This window comes from Paenibacillus sp. JJ1722 (assembly GCF_048282685.1).
Classification (GTDB): domain Bacteria; phylum Bacillota; class Bacilli; order Paenibacillales; family Paenibacillaceae; genus Paenibacillus; species Paenibacillus polymyxa_B.
On the sequence record NZ_CP182500.1, the window covers coordinates 3555944 to 3571021 of the forward strand.

General features: G+C 46.8%; 18 protein-coding genes. 1 reads left to right on the forward strand and 17 read right to left on the reverse strand.

The window, feature by feature from the left end:
• Positions 1 to 51: 51 nt before the first annotated feature.
• From panD to ACM1ND_RS15845, 11 genes are all read right to left on the reverse strand, one after another.
• A complete protein-coding gene (gene panD, locus ACM1ND_RS15795) occupies positions 52 to 435 on the reverse strand; it encodes an aspartate 1-decarboxylase (RefSeq protein WP_013371641.1) in 384 nt (127 codons plus the stop codon).
• The gene (panC, locus tag ACM1ND_RS15800; RefSeq protein WP_023989138.1) at positions 428 to 1366 is read right to left on the reverse strand and encodes a pantoate--beta-alanine ligase; all 939 of its coding nucleotides are present in this window, start codon (positions 1364 to 1366) and stop codon (positions 428 to 430) included. The genes panD and panC overlap by 8 nt, the downstream gene beginning before the upstream one ends.
• The gene (gene panB / locus ACM1ND_RS15805; RefSeq protein WP_023989139.1) at positions 1363 to 2262 is read right to left on the reverse strand and encodes a 3-methyl-2-oxobutanoate hydroxymethyltransferase; all 900 of its coding nucleotides are present in this window, start codon (positions 2260 to 2262) and stop codon (positions 1363 to 1365) included. The genes panC and panB overlap by 4 nt, the downstream gene beginning before the upstream one ends.
• Before the next feature lie 345 nt (positions 2263 to 2607).
• A complete protein-coding gene (locus ACM1ND_RS15810; protein ID WP_028540649.1) occupies positions 2608 to 3582 on the reverse strand; it encodes a biotin--[acetyl-CoA-carboxylase] ligase in 975 nt (324 codons plus the stop codon).
• Positions 3575 to 4897: a CCA tRNA nucleotidyltransferase gene (locus ACM1ND_RS15815; RefSeq protein ID WP_264453642.1), complete on the reverse strand. Its 1323-nt coding sequence runs from the start codon at positions 4895 to 4897 to the stop codon at positions 3575 to 3577. The genes ACM1ND_RS15810 and ACM1ND_RS15815 overlap by 8 nt, the downstream gene beginning before the upstream one ends.
• Before the next feature lie 55 nt (positions 4898 to 4952).
• Entirely contained in the window at positions 4953 to 6116 is a 1164-nt protein-coding gene (gene bshA, locus ACM1ND_RS15820; protein ID WP_023989143.1) for an N-acetyl-alpha-D-glucosaminyl L-malate synthase BshA, read from the reverse strand.
• 206 nt (positions 6117 to 6322) lie between these two features.
• Positions 6323 to 7015 (reverse strand): bacillithiol biosynthesis deacetylase BshB1, encoded by a 693-nt coding sequence (gene bshB1 / locus ACM1ND_RS15825; protein WP_418026292.1) that lies wholly within the window; start codon positions 7013 to 7015, stop codon positions 6323 to 6325.
• A complete protein-coding gene (gene mgsA / locus ACM1ND_RS15830; protein WP_023989145.1) occupies positions 7012 to 7449 on the reverse strand; it encodes a methylglyoxal synthase in 438 nt (145 codons plus the stop codon). The genes bshB1 and mgsA overlap by 4 nt, the downstream gene beginning before the upstream one ends.
• 56 nt (positions 7450 to 7505) lie before the next feature.
• Positions 7506 to 8309: a 4-hydroxy-tetrahydrodipicolinate reductase gene (gene dapB / locus ACM1ND_RS15835; protein ID WP_023989146.1), complete on the reverse strand. Its 804-nt coding sequence runs from the start codon at positions 8307 to 8309 to the stop codon at positions 7506 to 7508.
• 31 nt (positions 8310 to 8340) lie between these two features.
• Positions 8341 to 8859, reverse strand: coding sequence for a tetratricopeptide repeat protein (locus tag ACM1ND_RS15840; protein ID WP_013310696.1), 519 nt, complete (start codon positions 8857 to 8859; stop codon positions 8341 to 8343).
• A 50-nt stretch (positions 8860 to 8909) separates the two neighbouring features.
• Positions 8910 to 9239 carry a nucleotide pyrophosphohydrolase gene (locus ACM1ND_RS15845; protein ID WP_418026293.1) on the reverse strand — a complete coding sequence of 110 codons (330 nt, stop codon included), beginning with the start codon at positions 9237 to 9239 and terminating at the stop codon, positions 8910 to 8912.
• 214 nt (positions 9240 to 9453) lie between these two features.
• Here ACM1ND_RS15845 and ACM1ND_RS15850 point away from each other — a divergent pair, with 214 nt between their 5' ends.
• Positions 9454 to 10323 (forward strand): YitT family protein, encoded by an 870-nt coding sequence (locus ACM1ND_RS15850; RefSeq protein WP_023989149.1) that lies wholly within the window; start codon positions 9454 to 9456, stop codon positions 10321 to 10323.
• 77 nt (positions 10324 to 10400) lie between these two features.
• On the opposite strand, the gene ACM1ND_RS15855 is transcribed toward ACM1ND_RS15850, so the two are convergent.
• The 6 genes from ACM1ND_RS15855 to ACM1ND_RS15880 form a co-directional block, all read right to left on the reverse strand.
• Positions 10401 to 11246: a sporulation protein YpjB gene (locus ACM1ND_RS15855; RefSeq protein WP_023989150.1), complete on the reverse strand. Its 846-nt coding sequence runs from the start codon at positions 11244 to 11246 to the stop codon at positions 10401 to 10403.
• Positions 11247 to 11326: 80 nt separating this feature from the next.
• Positions 11327 to 12223, reverse strand: coding sequence for a GNAT family N-acetyltransferase (locus ACM1ND_RS15860; RefSeq protein WP_279832760.1), 897 nt, complete (start codon positions 12221 to 12223; stop codon positions 11327 to 11329).
• Positions 12224 to 12225: 2 nt separating this feature from the next.
• Positions 12226 to 12870 (reverse strand): DUF1405 domain-containing protein, encoded by a 645-nt coding sequence (locus ACM1ND_RS15865; protein WP_028540646.1) that lies wholly within the window; start codon positions 12868 to 12870, stop codon positions 12226 to 12228.
• A 173-nt stretch (positions 12871 to 13043) separates the two neighbouring features.
• Positions 13044 to 13223, reverse strand: coding sequence for an IDEAL domain-containing protein (locus ACM1ND_RS15870; protein ID WP_013371655.1), 180 nt, complete (start codon positions 13221 to 13223; stop codon positions 13044 to 13046).
• 22 nt (positions 13224 to 13245) lie between these two features.
• Positions 13246 to 13752 (reverse strand): gamma carbonic anhydrase family protein, encoded by a 507-nt coding sequence (locus ACM1ND_RS15875; protein ID WP_023989153.1) that lies wholly within the window; start codon positions 13750 to 13752, stop codon positions 13246 to 13248.
• Positions 13753 to 13804: 52 nt separating this feature from the next.
• Positions 13805 to 14914, reverse strand: coding sequence for a hypothetical protein (locus tag ACM1ND_RS15880; protein ID WP_068941609.1), 1110 nt, complete (start codon positions 14912 to 14914; stop codon positions 13805 to 13807).
• Positions 14915 to 15078 lie beyond the last annotated feature (164 nt).

Below are 15078 nucleotides of genomic sequence, written 5' to 3' on the forward strand. Positions count from 1 at the left end.
TACACTCACATTTTTCGCTTAAAAGACGGGTTTCATCCGCACTCCCATTCATTACATGATCGTCGCGTGTACTTCTTTGTTCATCGTTTGGGCTGGTTTATTATGTTCATCAACAAATACCACTGTTGGTTTGTATGTTTTGGCCTCTTCATTCGACATGGAAGCATAGGAAATAATAATGACTGTATCACCAGGCTGCACCAAACGGGCTGCCGCACCGTTGAGACAGATCACTCCGCTCCCACGCGGTCCGGGGATAACATAGGTTTCCAGTCGAGCTCCATTGTTATTGTTTACAATTTGAACCTTTTCATTCTCCAACAGATCCGATGTCTCCATGAGATCTTCATCTATAGTGATACTCCCCACATAGTTCAGGTTAGCTTCCGTAACGGTAGCGCGGTGAATTTTGGATTTCATCATGGTTCTAAACATGGGAAAGCACCTCCGCCTTCTGTATTCTTATATTGTCAATCAGTCGGGTATTGCCAAATTTCACAGCCAGCGCTACGATGACGTCTTCCTGAACATCACATAGCCGTTGCTCGGGAAGAAGGGGCTCCAGACCGGGAAAAGTTAATATTTCAATGTAATCAATGTCTGCTAAAGGAGAGGAAGTAATGGTGGACTCCACCATTTGATGTAGCTGACGAATCGTAATTGTGTTTGTTACAATATCTTCGCTCACTTCTTGCACCTTACGCAGTGACTGGGACAGCACCAACGCCTGCTCGCGCTGTTCTGCACTTAAATACACATTACGGGAGCTGAGGGCCAAACCATCCGCCTCTCTGACGATGGGACAAGGTACGATAGTCACGTTCATATTGAGATCAGTCACCATCTGCTGGAGCACAGCAACCTGCTGCGCGTCCTTCATTCCAAAAAAGGCCAAATCAGGACCTATCATGTTAAAAAGCTTGGCTACCACCGTAGTCACACCATCAAAATGGCCGGGACGGGAGGCACCGCACAAGCGATCTGTCAAAGCGGATACACGAATTTTGGTTTGGGTTGGTTGTGGATACATTTCTGCTACAGTTGGCAAAAATACAATATCCACGCCCTCGCGCCGTGCTACCTCCAAATCACGAGCTTCATCGCGGGGGTAGCTTTCCAGATCTTCATTCGGTCCAAATTGAATCGGATTTACGAAAATGCTAAGCACCACCGTATCTGCCATTTCACGCGCCTTGTGCATCAAGCTCGCATGTCCTTCATGCAGGTATCCCATTGTTGGTACAAAGCCGACTTTATGTTGCTGTAAAGAAGCAGAATCGTTTATTGTTTTTGCTCCGTTTGTCCCAAGCTGCCGACGTTCAGCAATAATCTTGCGCAGCTGAGCCACTTCTCTTACGATGATCATGACCGAGATTCCACCTTTTCCTTAGCTTGTTCCTGTGTCTGTCCTTTTGCCTTACCGTATAGGGATTCCACAACGCGGTCATCCGCGCTGAACACATGCTCTGCGGCCGGAAATGCCCGCCCTTTCACATCACTCACATACTGCTCAATGCTGCTGCGGATCAAGCCGCCTACATCGGCATAGGTTTTAACAAAGCGTTTGCTGAAATAAGGCGATGCGTACTGAATCAGATCGTGATAAACAAGTACCTGACCGTCACATCCACGTCCAGCACCAATTCCAATGGTTGGAATGGAAAGCTCTTTAGAAATCGCTGTTGCCACTTCCTCAGTTACCAATTCCAGTACAACGCCAAAAGCACCCGCCTGCTCCAGCGCCTTGGCGTCAGCCATCAACCGGCGTGCGTCCGCTTCGTCCTTGCCTTGAATGCGATAGCCGCCAATTTGATTAACCGATTGCGGAGTAAGCCCGATATGTCCCAATACAGGCACACCTGCCTGAACAGTTGCTTTTACGACATCGGCAATTTCAGCTCCGCCCTCCAATTTAACAGCATGCACATGTCCTTCCTGCATCAGACGGCGGATGCCCTGAAGACTTTCTGATACGCTGCTGTGATATGTCATAAAAGGCATGTCCGCTACGATAAATGTATGTTCCGCGCCTCTTGCGACTGCCCGGGAATGGTACACGATATCATCCAAGGTTACAGGGATGGTTGAATCGTAACCAAGAACTACGTTACCCAGCGAGTCACCTACGAGAATCATGTCAATTCCCGCCTCCTCGGCTATTTTAGCTGATGGATAATCATAGGCGGTCAGCATACTGAGCGGAATGCCCTCTTGCTTCATTTTTTTCATTTTCACAATATTCAGTGCTTGTTTTCCTGCCATTGCGAATGGCTCCCTTCCATCTTTTTTTGGCACAAAAAATAACCTTTTATGAACGCCTGTACATCTGCGTCATCAAAAGGTCCGAACAGCCAAAAAAGACACTCATTTTGAGATCGTCCCTTCTGTCTCGGTCCTGTTCGGCTCAGAGCAGAATCCAACGTAACCTTCAAATGAAGTTATGATGGTCTTACAAACTTGCTAAAGTAGAGCATGTGCCCCTGGAGTGCAGCTCGGACCGTCCGATGCCGCCTCCTGCACAGTATAACAAAAAACATCAGCTTTTTCACGTGAAGTTTTGCACAGAGAATAGAACGATTTCGGTCGTTTTCATAGCTAAGGTCGCTTCTATAATTGTATATCCCCTGAAATGACCTGAATTCGCTCTCCCTGATCCGTTTCTATCACGAGTGCCCCGGAAGGGTCCAAGCCAACAGCTGTACCTTCTACAGTTATCCCTTGTCCGGTATGTGCCCGTACACTACGGTTCATAGTCACGGACAAAGCCTCCCACAGCATGGCTATAGGCTGGAACCCCTGCTCGGCATACAACTTACTTAGCTGTTCCATCTCTTCCAGCACTGAGGCAATCAGCACAGTACGGTCAATTTCACGCCCTGCTTCTATTTTCAATGACGTTCCCACCTGCGATAACTCTTCCGGGTAATCTTCTTTATTCAAATTTACGTCAATGCCGATCCCTGCAATACAATAGCGAACCCGTTGATCCTCTGTTGCAGATTCCAACAGAATACCGGATACTTTGCGACCATGAATCAGCAGATCGTTTGGCCATTTGATACCAGCCTCCACACCCGTCAGCCGACGAATGGCTCTACACACTGCTACACCTGTAAGTAGCGTTAGCTGGGGGGTAAAAGCCAAAGGCTGGGTAGGGCGCAACACAATGCTCAACCAGACTCCTTTGCCACGAGGTGAATACCACTTCCGCCCCAGACGTCCCCGACCTGCCGTTTGTTCCTCTGCAAGCACTACTGTCCCCTCTGGCGCGCCCTCTTCTGCCAAACGCATGGCATCCTGCTGAGTGGATACCGTCGAATCCAGTACAACGATACGCTGGCCAAACGATTGGGTATTTAATATATCGGCCAATTTGGAGACTTCTAGCCGATCCGGTCGGGATATCAACCGATAGCCCCGACGCGAGGAGGCATCAATATTGTAGCCCAACTCACGCAGTTTGTTGATCTGCTTCCATACTGCTGTTCGGCTAACCGAGAGCCGTCGGCTGATTTCCTCCCCTGATACGTAATCGGATGTACCTTCCTCCAGTATGCCTAACAATCTTTCATGATTATTCACTACTCATCACCCGTTTCGCTTCCTGAAGCAATGTTTCTGTTTCATTCGGAATATCTCCACAGGCAACAGCTTGTAAAAGCTGTTCCATCATCTGACCCAGCCAAGGTCCGCCTGGTCGATTCATCGCCTGAACCAGTTCATTTCCTGTAATATTTAAATCTTTGATACGAACGACTACAGCCTGCTTTGTCCACAAGCTTGCCAGTTTGGCTGTTTTCGCCACATGCTTTTCTACCCATGGCGGTAATCCGCGGAATGAAGCAGGCAGTGTCTTGTAAAGATCAAGCCAGTCTGAAGCTGTATTCTTTCCCAGTCTAATTAGCAGTCGAATCCAGCTACGACGCAGTGCCTCATCGTTGATGATGTCAGACTCCTCCGTAACGGAGTCGCCAGCTATGACACCAGTACTGTAGATTAATTCGGTCTCCCATTCCAGCAAATGAACCAGCCGAAGCCGTACCGCATTGGAGAAGGTCCAAGCTCTTAGTAGCTCGTCCGCTACCTCTGAGGTAAGTCTACAAGACATTAAGAGCAGGCCCCACCGCAGTTCTTCTTGCAGTTGAACGATCCCCTTGAGCGCTTGTGCTTCACATTGCTCCCAGGGAACCGGAACCTTCGTACAGCCGAGCAATCCGCTACGCCCCAGCATCTCCAACCCACGTAAAGGGTCAGGGCCCGCCAGCATCTTTTCCAGCTCGACCCGCACACGTTCCATGGCTATGTAACGAAGTCCCTCTCTGCGCCGAATCATACCTTTCCAGGTGTTGAATGCAACGCGGAACCGAAAGACAGAGGCAAAACGGATGCAACGCAGCATCCGCAACCCGTCCTCCTCAAAGCGTTCCTCGGCTCGGCCTACACAACGAACGAGAGCAGCTCGTAAATCGGCTTCTCCCCCAAACGGGTCCACCCGCTCTCCGTGTTCTGCCATCGCAATCGCATTCATAGTAAAATCCCGTCGCATCAGATCCTCACGGATATCCTTCACGAAGGCAACTTCCGTTGGACGGCGGTGATCGGCATAACCGCTTTCCGTACGAAAAGTGGTCACCTCGAACGCATGACCACCCTGCATGACCGTAACCGTCCCATGCTGAATCCCTGTCGGAATGACGTGAGGGAATAGCGCTATGACCTGTTCAGGCTCAGCCGAAGTGGTCAAATCCATATCATGAATAGCTCGTCCTAATAGCTCATCCCGCACACAACCACCGACCCAGTAAGCTTCGTGTCCTGCTGCTGTTAGTGTATGTATGACCTCTCTACCATGAAGAGCCATCTCTTGGTCAGCATATTGCCAAGTATTTGTATTCACAGGGTTTCCCCCTTTGCAAGTATTCAATATAAAAAACGGACGCGAGTCCGCCCCCTTAAACGCTGATCGGTTTAAGATCCGGCACCTCGCGTCCCAACACACGGTAATATATCTCTTCATATTGACGGGTAATCAGCTTATCACAGAAAACGGTACGGGCGCGTGTCAGACACGCTTCACGGAAACGTTCCGCCATCGCTTCATCGGACAACAGCTCTACTGCATAATCAGCCATTGCCTCCGTATTACCGATTTCAGCAAGATACCCTGTAGTTCCATGCACAACGAGTTCAGGTACTCCCCCTGCCTGAGAACCGATTGTCGGCACTCCACAGGCCATTGCTTCCAGCGCAACCAGACCAAAACTTTCTTTTTCCGAGGGAAGCAGCAGTACATCCGCCATAGAAATCACTTCTGCGATCTGATCCTGCTTACCTAAAAAGAAGACCTTATCTTGCAGACCTAAAGTCTCGATTTTGCAACGGATTTTTGGAAGATCCGGTCCTTCCCCCACCAACAGAAGCTTCGCAGGTACTTTACGTTGCACTCTTTCAAATATATCCAACACATCTCCCACCCTTTTGACAGGACGGAAATTGGAAATATGCATCATTATTTTTTCATGCGGTTGGGCAAAATCACTTCTAAGCGCAGCGGCATCTCGTGGATAATATACCCGTTTATCTACAAAATTGTAGGTTAAATCAATAGGTCGTGTAATTTCCAACGCATCTATCGTCTCCCGAATCAAATCCTTGGAAACCGCTGTCACAGCGTCACTTTTGTTAATAGCCAGCCGAATCAGGTCCTTCAACGACTCATCCTGTGCCAACACGGTAATGTCCGTACCGTGCAAGGTGGTTACCACCTTCAGATGATCACCCACCATTTCCTTCGCCAAGTAAGCGCATACTGCATGTGGTACCGCATAATGAACATGGAGTACGTCCAAATTCTTCATTTGTGCGACTTGGGCCATTTTGGTCGCTAGTGACAAATCATATGGCGGATATCTAAACACGTAATAATCGTTAACTTCAACCTCATGATAAAAAATATTTTTCTGAAACGCCCCGCCTAATCTGAACGGAATGCTATTGGCAATAAAATGAACCTCGTGCCCTTTTTCTGCCAGCAACTTGCCCAGCTCAGTAGCCACTACGCCGGAGCCACCCAGCGACGGATAACAGGTAATTCCAATTTTCAGTTTGTCATTCAAGCTAAGCTGCCTCCTTCCGCCCATCAGTGATAACTTTTCTGCCGATTTATTTTAACATTCTGCAAAATGCTCAAGTATAGAATTCTTATGTCAGGATTTTACAAAATTCGATTCCAATCGCTCCGAAGTACAAGATATAGACAAACTAAACCCTTTCGATCTATATCTTATCATTGGAAGTCGCTTATTGGATTTTTTCAAATTCCTTATGTGTATAGCTTAACCAGGTATGGCGTTTTGGACGCAAAGCCTTCTGCATACGAAATCAGTTTGCGCTGACCCAACAACGAGTCACGAGCTTTTACGCGTTCTACATATCCCTGATTTAATGGTGTGGATACTGTATCCTTTCCAGGCGTTGCCTGAAATTGCGAAGCATAACTCAACAACGACTGTTCCTTGGCTTCATAATGCTCGGTAATATCCACAATCAAATCCGTTCTGCCAATATCATTAATAAAATAAAAATATAATTGCTCTACCTGTACCGCAGGATTTCCTGGCATAAAACGTCGCAACTTGGCGTTAAATACCGCTTCCTCCACCAACTTGCTGCACATGACATGGTCTGGATGCCGATCCTCCCAATAAGGAGCGAATACAACTTTCGGTGCATGGCGTCGAATTTCTGCTGTAACTGCAGCTACATGTTCAGGAGTCACATTTAATCCACGATCAGGCAGACCCAAATTCGTACGCACAGCAAGCCCGAGCACTTTCGAAGCATGTTCAGCTTCTGACATACGAGTATCCACATCACCATTGGATGACATTTCAGCCCGCGTCAAATCGCACACGCCCACCTTTAAACCAGCGGCTGTATGCTTGGCAATCGTGCCACCCATTCCTATTTCTGCATCGTCGGCATGGGCTCCGAAAATCAGGATGTCCAGCGTCATTTTACATCACCCTGCTGGTCAATGCCCGGTTTATATTTATGTACCAGCTCACGCCAAGCAAAATCGCCACGGTCTAGTGCTTTGACCAGTATTTCAGCAGTTGCAACGTTAGTTGCCAAAGGGATCCCCTGCACGTCACACAAACGTAACAAGGCGCTAATGTCCGGCTCATGCGGTTGTGCCATGAGCGGATCACGCAAGAATATAATCAAGTCCATGTCATTTTGCGCAACCATAGCCCCGATTTGCTGATCTCCTCCAAGCGGCCCGGACATGAAACGGTGAATTTGAAGCTTGGTTTGCTCCATAATGCGCAGACCTGTTGTACCTGTTGAAAATAATTGGTGATCTGTAAAAACATGCTCATAGGCCGTTATGAAATTCACCATTTCATCCTTTTTTCGGTCATGCGCTATAAATGCAATCTTTAACATTCAAAGTTCCTCCTGCCTCATTCTATAATTTCATTCGTCAAATCATTCGCGTATTCTTAATCGATGTAATGCTCAAATCCATATACAAGCCCTGGCTGCTCCATGACCTTCTGAATACCGATTTTAACACCAGGCATATAGCCCGCCCGTTCATAAGAATCCTGACGAATTTTCAGAGATTGTCCAAATCCTCCGAATATAACTTCTTGCTGTGCGAACACACCGGGAAGACGGACACTGTGGACACGGAACCCTTGATAGTAACCCCCCCGTGATCCTTCTAACGTTTCTTCCTCTTCCGGGTTACCCTGTCGTAGCTCTTCACGCTGTTCGGCGATCAGCTCTGCGGTCTTAATGGCTGTGCCCGATGGCGCGTCCAATTTTTGGTCACCATGATATTCGATGATTTCCAGATGTGGGAAGTATTTCGCTGCCTGAGCCGCAAAACGCATCATCAAAATGACCCCAATCGAAAAGTTTGGCGCGATCAGACCACCAATTTGCTGCTCACGACACTGCTTGTCCAGTTCATCAATCTGTTCGGGGGTAAACCCTGTCGTTCCGATAACCGGACGAACTCCATGCTTGATAGCAAGCGCTGTATGTGCGTACGCAAAACGCGGCCCCGTAAAATCGACCATGACATCCGCACGACTCTCCAGTAAAGCCTGCTCCACATCCTCCACAATAGCGATACCCGCTTCCGGTAGTCCGACGAGAAGGCCGGCATCACTGCCGGCATGTGTTCTGTTCACTGCGGCCACAAGCTGTAGTTCCTCATCCTGAAGAACCAATTTGATAACTTCACGGCCCATACGCCCTGCTGCTCCTACAACAGCCACTTTTATTGGTTCTGACATATCCCTACAACTCCTTATGCATCCATTTGTGTTAGATCTGTTCATTCATCTGCTGGCATAACTTCTTCATGAGGTTGGCAAGCTGCACATTGTGAGGAAACAGTGCAGCCGCCTCACGAGCAGCCTGCACAGCCAGCTTATACTCATTCAATTCGTCATAAATCAATGCAAGCAGCAAAAAAGCATCCCCACATAACGGATCGAGGGCTATTGCTCTTTCCAGTAGTAAAATCGCATCCTGACGCACCTGTGGCGTAGCTCTGTCAACATCCAGCATTTTTCTGGCCTTCTCCGTATGCTGCCTGGCTTCCTGCGCATGCAGATGGAGAACATATTCATCCTGCTGTGGAGCAAGACGAACCGCATGCTCTGCATATGCGAGAGCCTGCTCCAAACGACCACTGCGAGCATAGGTAACCGAGCACCGGAAATAATGCTCCGCATGATCAGGCTGGGCTGAAATTGCTTTTTCAAACCATTCCACGGCCTGCTCAAAATCGTTCTGCAAAATGCACTGATAAGCTTTCTGAACGTATTCCTCCGCCTTCATGACACTGCACCTCCGGGTAACCGGTTTGGTACAGCATATGTACAAAACGCCTAATCGGTGTCCTTTTTAGTCCAGCGATTCGCGTCACGCGTGTTAAATTTTTGCATGACCTTATCATGAGCCTCGGTCAAATTTATACCTAGTGAGTTCGCAAAGCAAACTGTGATGAACAAAATGTCCCCCAGCTCCAGCTCAATGGAATTGTCCGCCTCATCCGTTTTTTTCGGTTTCTCGCCAAAGGAGTGATTAACTTCCCTCGCCAGTTCCCCGACTTCCTCAGACATCCGGGCCAACATCGCCAAAGGGCTAAAATACCCTTCCTTAAATTGAGATATATACTGGTCTATCTCACGTTGAATTTCATCTAATGATTTTTCCATGAAACACGCAATCCCCCCATGTGCAGGTTTATTCATATGTTATCGTAAAGCACATTTTAAAACAAATTTTTTTTAATTGTGTACTTATGATCCCAACTTACAGTCATCAGTCTTTTAAAGCTACCGTAAAAAGGTATACTACATATAAGGAGCTGCGATTTAGCAAAATCAGCATGAAGTCGTTCTTCCTTAAACTGCTACTGCGAGGGATTATATGAAGATATCCAAGTCCATGGAACAGCTTAAAATGATTTTATCCATTGTGCTCGGGACCGCCATTTATGCATTCGGTCTGCTTTATTTTATTATACCCAGTAAACTGATGGAAGGTGGTATTACAGGGATCACCCTGCTGCTTAATTATGCTTTTTCGATTTCACCCTCTCTCTCCACATTACTTCTGAACATTCCTTTATTTTTAATTGGTTGGAAAATGCTTGGGGGCAAGCAAATTCTATATACAGGGGTAGGTATCGGGTCGCTCACTTTTTTTCTGTGGTTATTTGAAAAAATGATTCATTTCGGATGGATGGGAACGTTTCAGACTGAACACGATTTTATACTTTCTTCATTATATGCAGGGGTTACGCTTGGGGCCGGGTTAGGTATTGTGTTCCGCTTTGGCGGCACCACGGGCGGCTCGGATATTATCGCTCGTATTCTAAACCGGAAGTTTGGCTGGAGTATGGGAAGGATTCTGCTGGTCATTGATATTGTCATTATCGGTGCTTCACTACTTTACATACCAAAAGAAAAAATTCTATATACATTAGTCGCCGTGTTCATCGCGTCCAAGATTATTGATTTTATACAAGAAGGGGCCTATTCCGCCAGAGCCTTTATGATTATCAGCGACCACACGATGGACATTGCGGATATTATTATTAGGGACATGGATCGCGGAGTTACTATTATTCCGGCTGTAGGTGCATTTTCCAAGCAGGCCAAGCATGTTGCCTATTGTGTCGTGCCTCGTCAGGAAATACGACGTTTGCACCAAATTGTTAAATCGGTTGATCCACGGGCGTTTATTATCATACAGGATGTGCATGATGTACATGGAGAGGGGTTCAAAGAGGAATAGCCCGGAAATCCGGGCGATGGGCTAACCTATATGGATGGCTCAGCAGCCAACGACGCGAATGTTTGAATTTTGCATCGTTATCCAGAGAGACCAGCTCGATATTTACGATAACCTGCATAGACCAGCGCCAGCAGAACAATCATGCCGATTGCCAATTCTGCCCGGCGCTCACTTTCACGCGGGATAAATGGCGCCAGGGCAGTGGCGTCTTTTTCACGTCCAAACAAGGCATTAAACGTCGGATTCCCCTGATCCAACGCCCCTCTAATCGCTGAGGCATCTGCATTTTGCTGATCCCCCAAACCTTTGACGTAGGAAATCCATGAATCAGCCCGGACAACTTCACTTGTTCTGCCATGAATCAATGCTGCTGTACGGATCGTCTCATAGTGGTCCTCCAGCACTGCGGCTCCAGCTTTGAAACCCTTCATGTTACCTTTAGCAAACTGGCTGTTCAAGCCACTAACATCTTCTTTTAAAATCTTATAATACTGCTGCCATAAAGGCTGACGCGGATGTGCAAGCGCATCGGTCGCAAGTCGTAAATTGGCCGCAGCCTTCACCCACTCATCCGGTGATGCTTGGACGGACTGAGTAGCTTGCTGCACCTCAAGGATGCTGCCGGACAAAGCATGAATGGCCTCTACAGATAACGCTGCCTGCACCTGTCCGGTGCCAAACCATCTACTCACCTCGGCTACATCCGCGCGCGCTTTTTCAATGTTCCCGTCCATGACATCCCGGTACAGTATCGCAGCTGCATGATCTAGTTCCTCAATTTCTTTTGTATTTCCTATGGGTTTTGACTGATCACGCGCTTCTGCCACACCTGGAGGGACGCAGACAGACAGCAGCAGGACCATAGATAAAACAACACTCGAAACAATACGTATCATAATTTGAAACGCCTGACCCCTAAACATGGGACATCCCTCCTCACCTTACTGTATGGCAAGGTTACCGGGACTAGAACTTGCTTTAGGACGAATCGTTTGAAGCCGGGTTATGCCCGGGACAAAATAGGAAACATTCGTTGGTTTTCTTTACATGTGTTTTGATCTTTAGTTTTATAAAATAGCGTCGTATCTTCCTGTTTCAACAGAGAAATATTGCAGCCTTCCTGTTCTCTTGGTGTAAAGCCAAAAACAACCTTCTTCGTTTCTTGTTTCGTTACCGCTGACAGTATGATATCCATAGGAATTTCGCCCGTTCCATAAATATCGTAACAATTCATCGTATCCCCTTCAAAATCTGCAACCACAATCGTATCGTATTGAGGTATATACCAAAATTTATCATTAAAAAACGAGATGGCATAGAATAAGACCAGCCATTCACTACTTTTCGCAGCAAAAAGTGAATACGGATTTAATCTAGCACTTTTATTTTTCAGTAAATTTAAATCCGACTGCTCTTCCATGTTCAATTTCTCAACTTTAATGTCTACGTTGTTTGCGGCTACTTTCCGGTTTAATTGATATTCTTGTACCGAAACAAACCCGAATTTAGGGTAAAAATTCTTCACACTATCATTTGCGAACAAATACATAGCATCACAGTTGCCCTGCCAATCTTCTAATACACGTTCTATTAAAAACCGGCTCAACCCTTGATTTCTATAGTTGGTATCCGTCATTACAGTTCCGATTTGGATATACTTTCTTATTTCACCCGACAAACAAAAATCCATCAGACTTATAGATACATTAGCCACAACAGCCTCCCCATCTAAAAGTACGTAAGGGATATATTTATCATTCCAAAAGCCCAATTGATACCAAGCCTCAAAATCAAAACCAAAGCTTTGTTTGGCTAATTGATTAAAGCTCTTTCTTATTTTAAGATCATCACGGATTCCTTTTTTAAATATATATTCTTTTTGGCTTATAACAATATTCATCTCTATTTCTCCACTTCTACTCCCATTCGATTGCGCCCAAACATGGCAAGCCATGTCGCTATGATACTGACAAGGGTCAGCATATAGGTAAAAGCACGCACTTGCGGTACATCATCCGTTAGCGTCTTCGGAAGATACGGATATATGCCAAATGTATAATCCATCGTATCATTTAACAATGTCCAGAGTGCAGCTAGGCATAAAGCAGTCCATTTGCAGGTGAAAAAACGCACGAACAGTAACACTTCGACCGCCATTGCCGTGTGAGATGCCACCAGCATCCAATCCTGCCATATCATGTGTCCCCCCTGCGCGACTCCCCAAAAAATAATAGCCGAAGCCCAGATGCCATATTTTACACTCGTGACAACAGCCAACGCCTCCATGATCTGCCGAATGACCTTTAAGCTCTTGAGATGCGGAGAATAGAGCAAAAATGCTATAGAGATCGTAAAAAACAGACTCGCCGTCGGACTATCAGGCACAAATACAATCTGCCACAACGGGTGATAATTTAGTGTATATTCCAACTGCCCCCCATACCATATGTACCCATACACTGTTCCCACAAAATTACACCAGAACAGCAGCCACAAAAAAGGCCGGCTCGTCAAGAACGACCGGCTCCACAAATAAGATAACGACACGTCCTTCATCCTCCGTTCATACGACAGTTACCTTGTACAGGTTCCATCCTACAAAGACTATATCATATCCAAGCGTATCAAAAAAACCTGACCGCCGCTACAGTCAGGTTTGATGATTATAATCTCGAACTAACGATTTGTCTGAAATCCAACTTAGGGTTCCTAAAATTGTTCTAACTCATTGCTTTCAGCTCATCCGTAAGATGACGAAAAGCTACTTCATCTCCGGAGGCTAGCGCCTCATCAATATCCTTGTAGAGTTTTTCACTCCGGTGTTTACGTAATGCCTCGTCCAAAACCATCTCAGCAGACAGGCCCAACATTACTTCATAAGTAACCTTCATTTTATCCATAGGATGCACCTCCAACATGAGTTTAAGAGATCCTATATTCTTTTCCTTTCGCCACATAGCTGAGTGCCGTTCGTGACATCCGCTGCAAATCTGCATCTGTCAATTCGCGCACCACTTTGGCAGGTGTACCGAGAGAAAGAGTATAGGGTGGTATTTTGGTATTTTCCGTAACGACCGACCCTGCTCCTATTAAAGCATATTCACCAAGCTCCGCTCCGTTGAGTACAATGGCCCCCATACCGATTAAAGTGCCTTTGCCTACCGTACAACCGTGGATTATTGCAGCATGACCTACCGAAATGTCATCCGCCAGCAACAGGGGCTGATCCGTGTTCACATGTCCCACGACACCGTCCTGAATATTGCAGCGTTCACCGATGATGATAGGCGCCATATCTCCGCGCAGTACGGCATTAAACCATACAGAGGAATCTTGACCGATCGTTACTTTTCCGACAATTTTTGCTCCTTCTGCCATATAGACAGATGAATGGAGCTGTGGCATGTTTCCGTTATAGTGAATCAGCATCAACTTCACCCTCTCATTTTGGGTGAAATTCTATCAACATGTGTGCTGCTTGTCAATGGAGCCGTATACCCGAGTCGTTCCGCCCAATGCGGCACTCTCCCGCCAACTTCAGCCCCCAGGCCGTCATCTGTACAGATGGTCCTGTCGAATGATCACCCTGACGAAGCATACCCAAGTGAAGCATCATTCGTATAATCCTCTGATCAAAGACCGAACGGGGCGTATCATAGTAAAACGGTCGAATCAGTGGGCCGATATGTACAAAAAGCGACTCTGAGGACGTCCAAGGCCTGGCACATTCTCCAATCCAGTAGACTAGAGAGAGCAAATTAGGAACGGCTCCTTTATACAATCTTAACCAAAACCTGAATAGCTGTATCATTTCCTGCTCAATTGTATGCTCCTGATGCGCTTCTCCCTTTGTCGTCAGCACAACTTGGTCCCCTTTCTCCTCAATGTACTTGGAGTGACGGGCATAATCATACAGTAGTGCCATTCGGTCTGGATAAAACTTAAAAGAGGAGCCATACCCGAAACGCCATCCTCCCTTACCCAAAAGCGGCTCCGCAATGTGCAAATGCTCCATCAGCTGCTGCTGATTGCGACGATACCAAGCTCCCTCGGGATTTAGCGGAACCTCATGCTGCCCCATGTATTGAAGGAAAAGCCGTAAATCCTCTGCCAGCAGATGCCCTTCATCCCGGTACGACGACGGTTCGCTCACCCGGGTCATTCCGCTTTGGAAGTCATGTACCATAACACGTCGAAAGCGCTCCTTCATATCCAACGGAATTTGGAACAAATACCTCGTATTGTGCGTCGAACCATTGAACAACCAGCCACTAGAACGCAGACGGGTCACAATATCCCTTGGCCGCTCACCAGGACTTTCGTCCTCCTCAACAGACTGTTTGGCTATTGCAACCAATTCCTCCATGCTGAAATACGGTCGGTCATCGAACAGCAGCGCGTTCAAAAACCTTACCTCTGACAACCTCAGCTCCTTGACCTGCGTCTCAAAAAAACTACTGCTGCCGAGCTTCGTCAAAATCCCCTGGATCAACTCATGCTTGGAATTAGGTTTACAGTCACAATCGTAATACACCGCGATTCTGTTCAAATGCACAATATCCGCAAATGTCAGCATATCCGCCAGATTCATTGTTCCATCGCCTCGTCACTGGACTGTCATCCGGAATTGATTCTTACCTGTTGTACCCACAGCTTTGACGGATTGTTCAGACTCTAAACCTCTTTTTTGCAAAGGTATAATTAAAAAACAAAAAAGACCACGACTTCTACGATAAGTAGAAGCCTTGGTCTTTT

Bases quoted from the DNA above. Each gene is read 5' to 3' on its own strand.
- panD (WP_013371641.1), bottom strand. From the start codon at position 435: ATGTTTAGAACCATGATGAAATCCAAAATTCACCGCGCTACCGTTACG.
- panC (WP_023989138.1), bottom strand. From the start codon at position 1,366: ATGATCATCGTAAGAGAAGTGGCTCAGCTGCGCAAGATTATTGCTGAA.
- panB (WP_023989139.1), bottom strand. From the start codon at position 2,262: ATGGCAGGAAAACAAGCACTGAATATTGTGAAAATGAAAAAAATGAAG.
- bshB1 (WP_418026292.1), bottom strand. From the start codon at position 7,015: ATGACGCTGGACATCCTGATTTTCGGAGCCCATGCCGACGATGCAGAA.
- mgsA (WP_023989145.1), bottom strand. From the start codon at position 7,449: ATGTTAAAGATTGCATTTATAGCGCATGACCGAAAAAAGGATGAAATG.
- dapB (WP_023989146.1), bottom strand. From the start codon at position 8,309: ATGTCAGAACCAATAAAAGTGGCTGTTGTAGGAGCAGCAGGGCGTATG.
- ACM1ND_RS15840 (WP_013310696.1), bottom strand. From the start codon at position 8,859: ATGAAGGCGGAGGAATACGTTCAGAAAGCTTATCAGTGCATTTTGCAG.
- ACM1ND_RS15845 (WP_418026293.1), bottom strand. From the start codon at position 9,239: ATGGAAAAATCATTAGATGAAATTCAACGTGAGATAGACCAGTATATA.
- ACM1ND_RS15850 (WP_023989149.1), top strand. From the start codon at position 9,454: ATGAAGATATCCAAGTCCATGGAACAGCTTAAAATGATTTTATCCATT.
- ACM1ND_RS15855 (WP_023989150.1), bottom strand. From the start codon at position 11,246: ATGTTTAGGGGTCAGGCGTTTCAAATTATGATACGTATTGTTTCGAGT.
- ACM1ND_RS15860 (WP_279832760.1), bottom strand. From the start codon at position 12,223: ATGAATATTGTTATAAGCCAAAAAGAATATATATTTAAAAAAGGAATC.
- ACM1ND_RS15870 (WP_013371655.1), bottom strand. From the start codon at position 13,223: ATGGATAAAATGAAGGTTACTTATGAAGTAATGTTGGGCCTGTCTGCT.
- ACM1ND_RS15875 (WP_023989153.1), bottom strand. From the start codon at position 13,752: ATGCTGATTCACTATAACGGAAACATGCCACAGCTCCATTCATCTGTC.
- ACM1ND_RS15880 (WP_068941609.1), bottom strand. From the start codon at position 14,914: ATGAATCTGGCGGATATGCTGACATTTGCGGATATTGTGCATTTGAAC.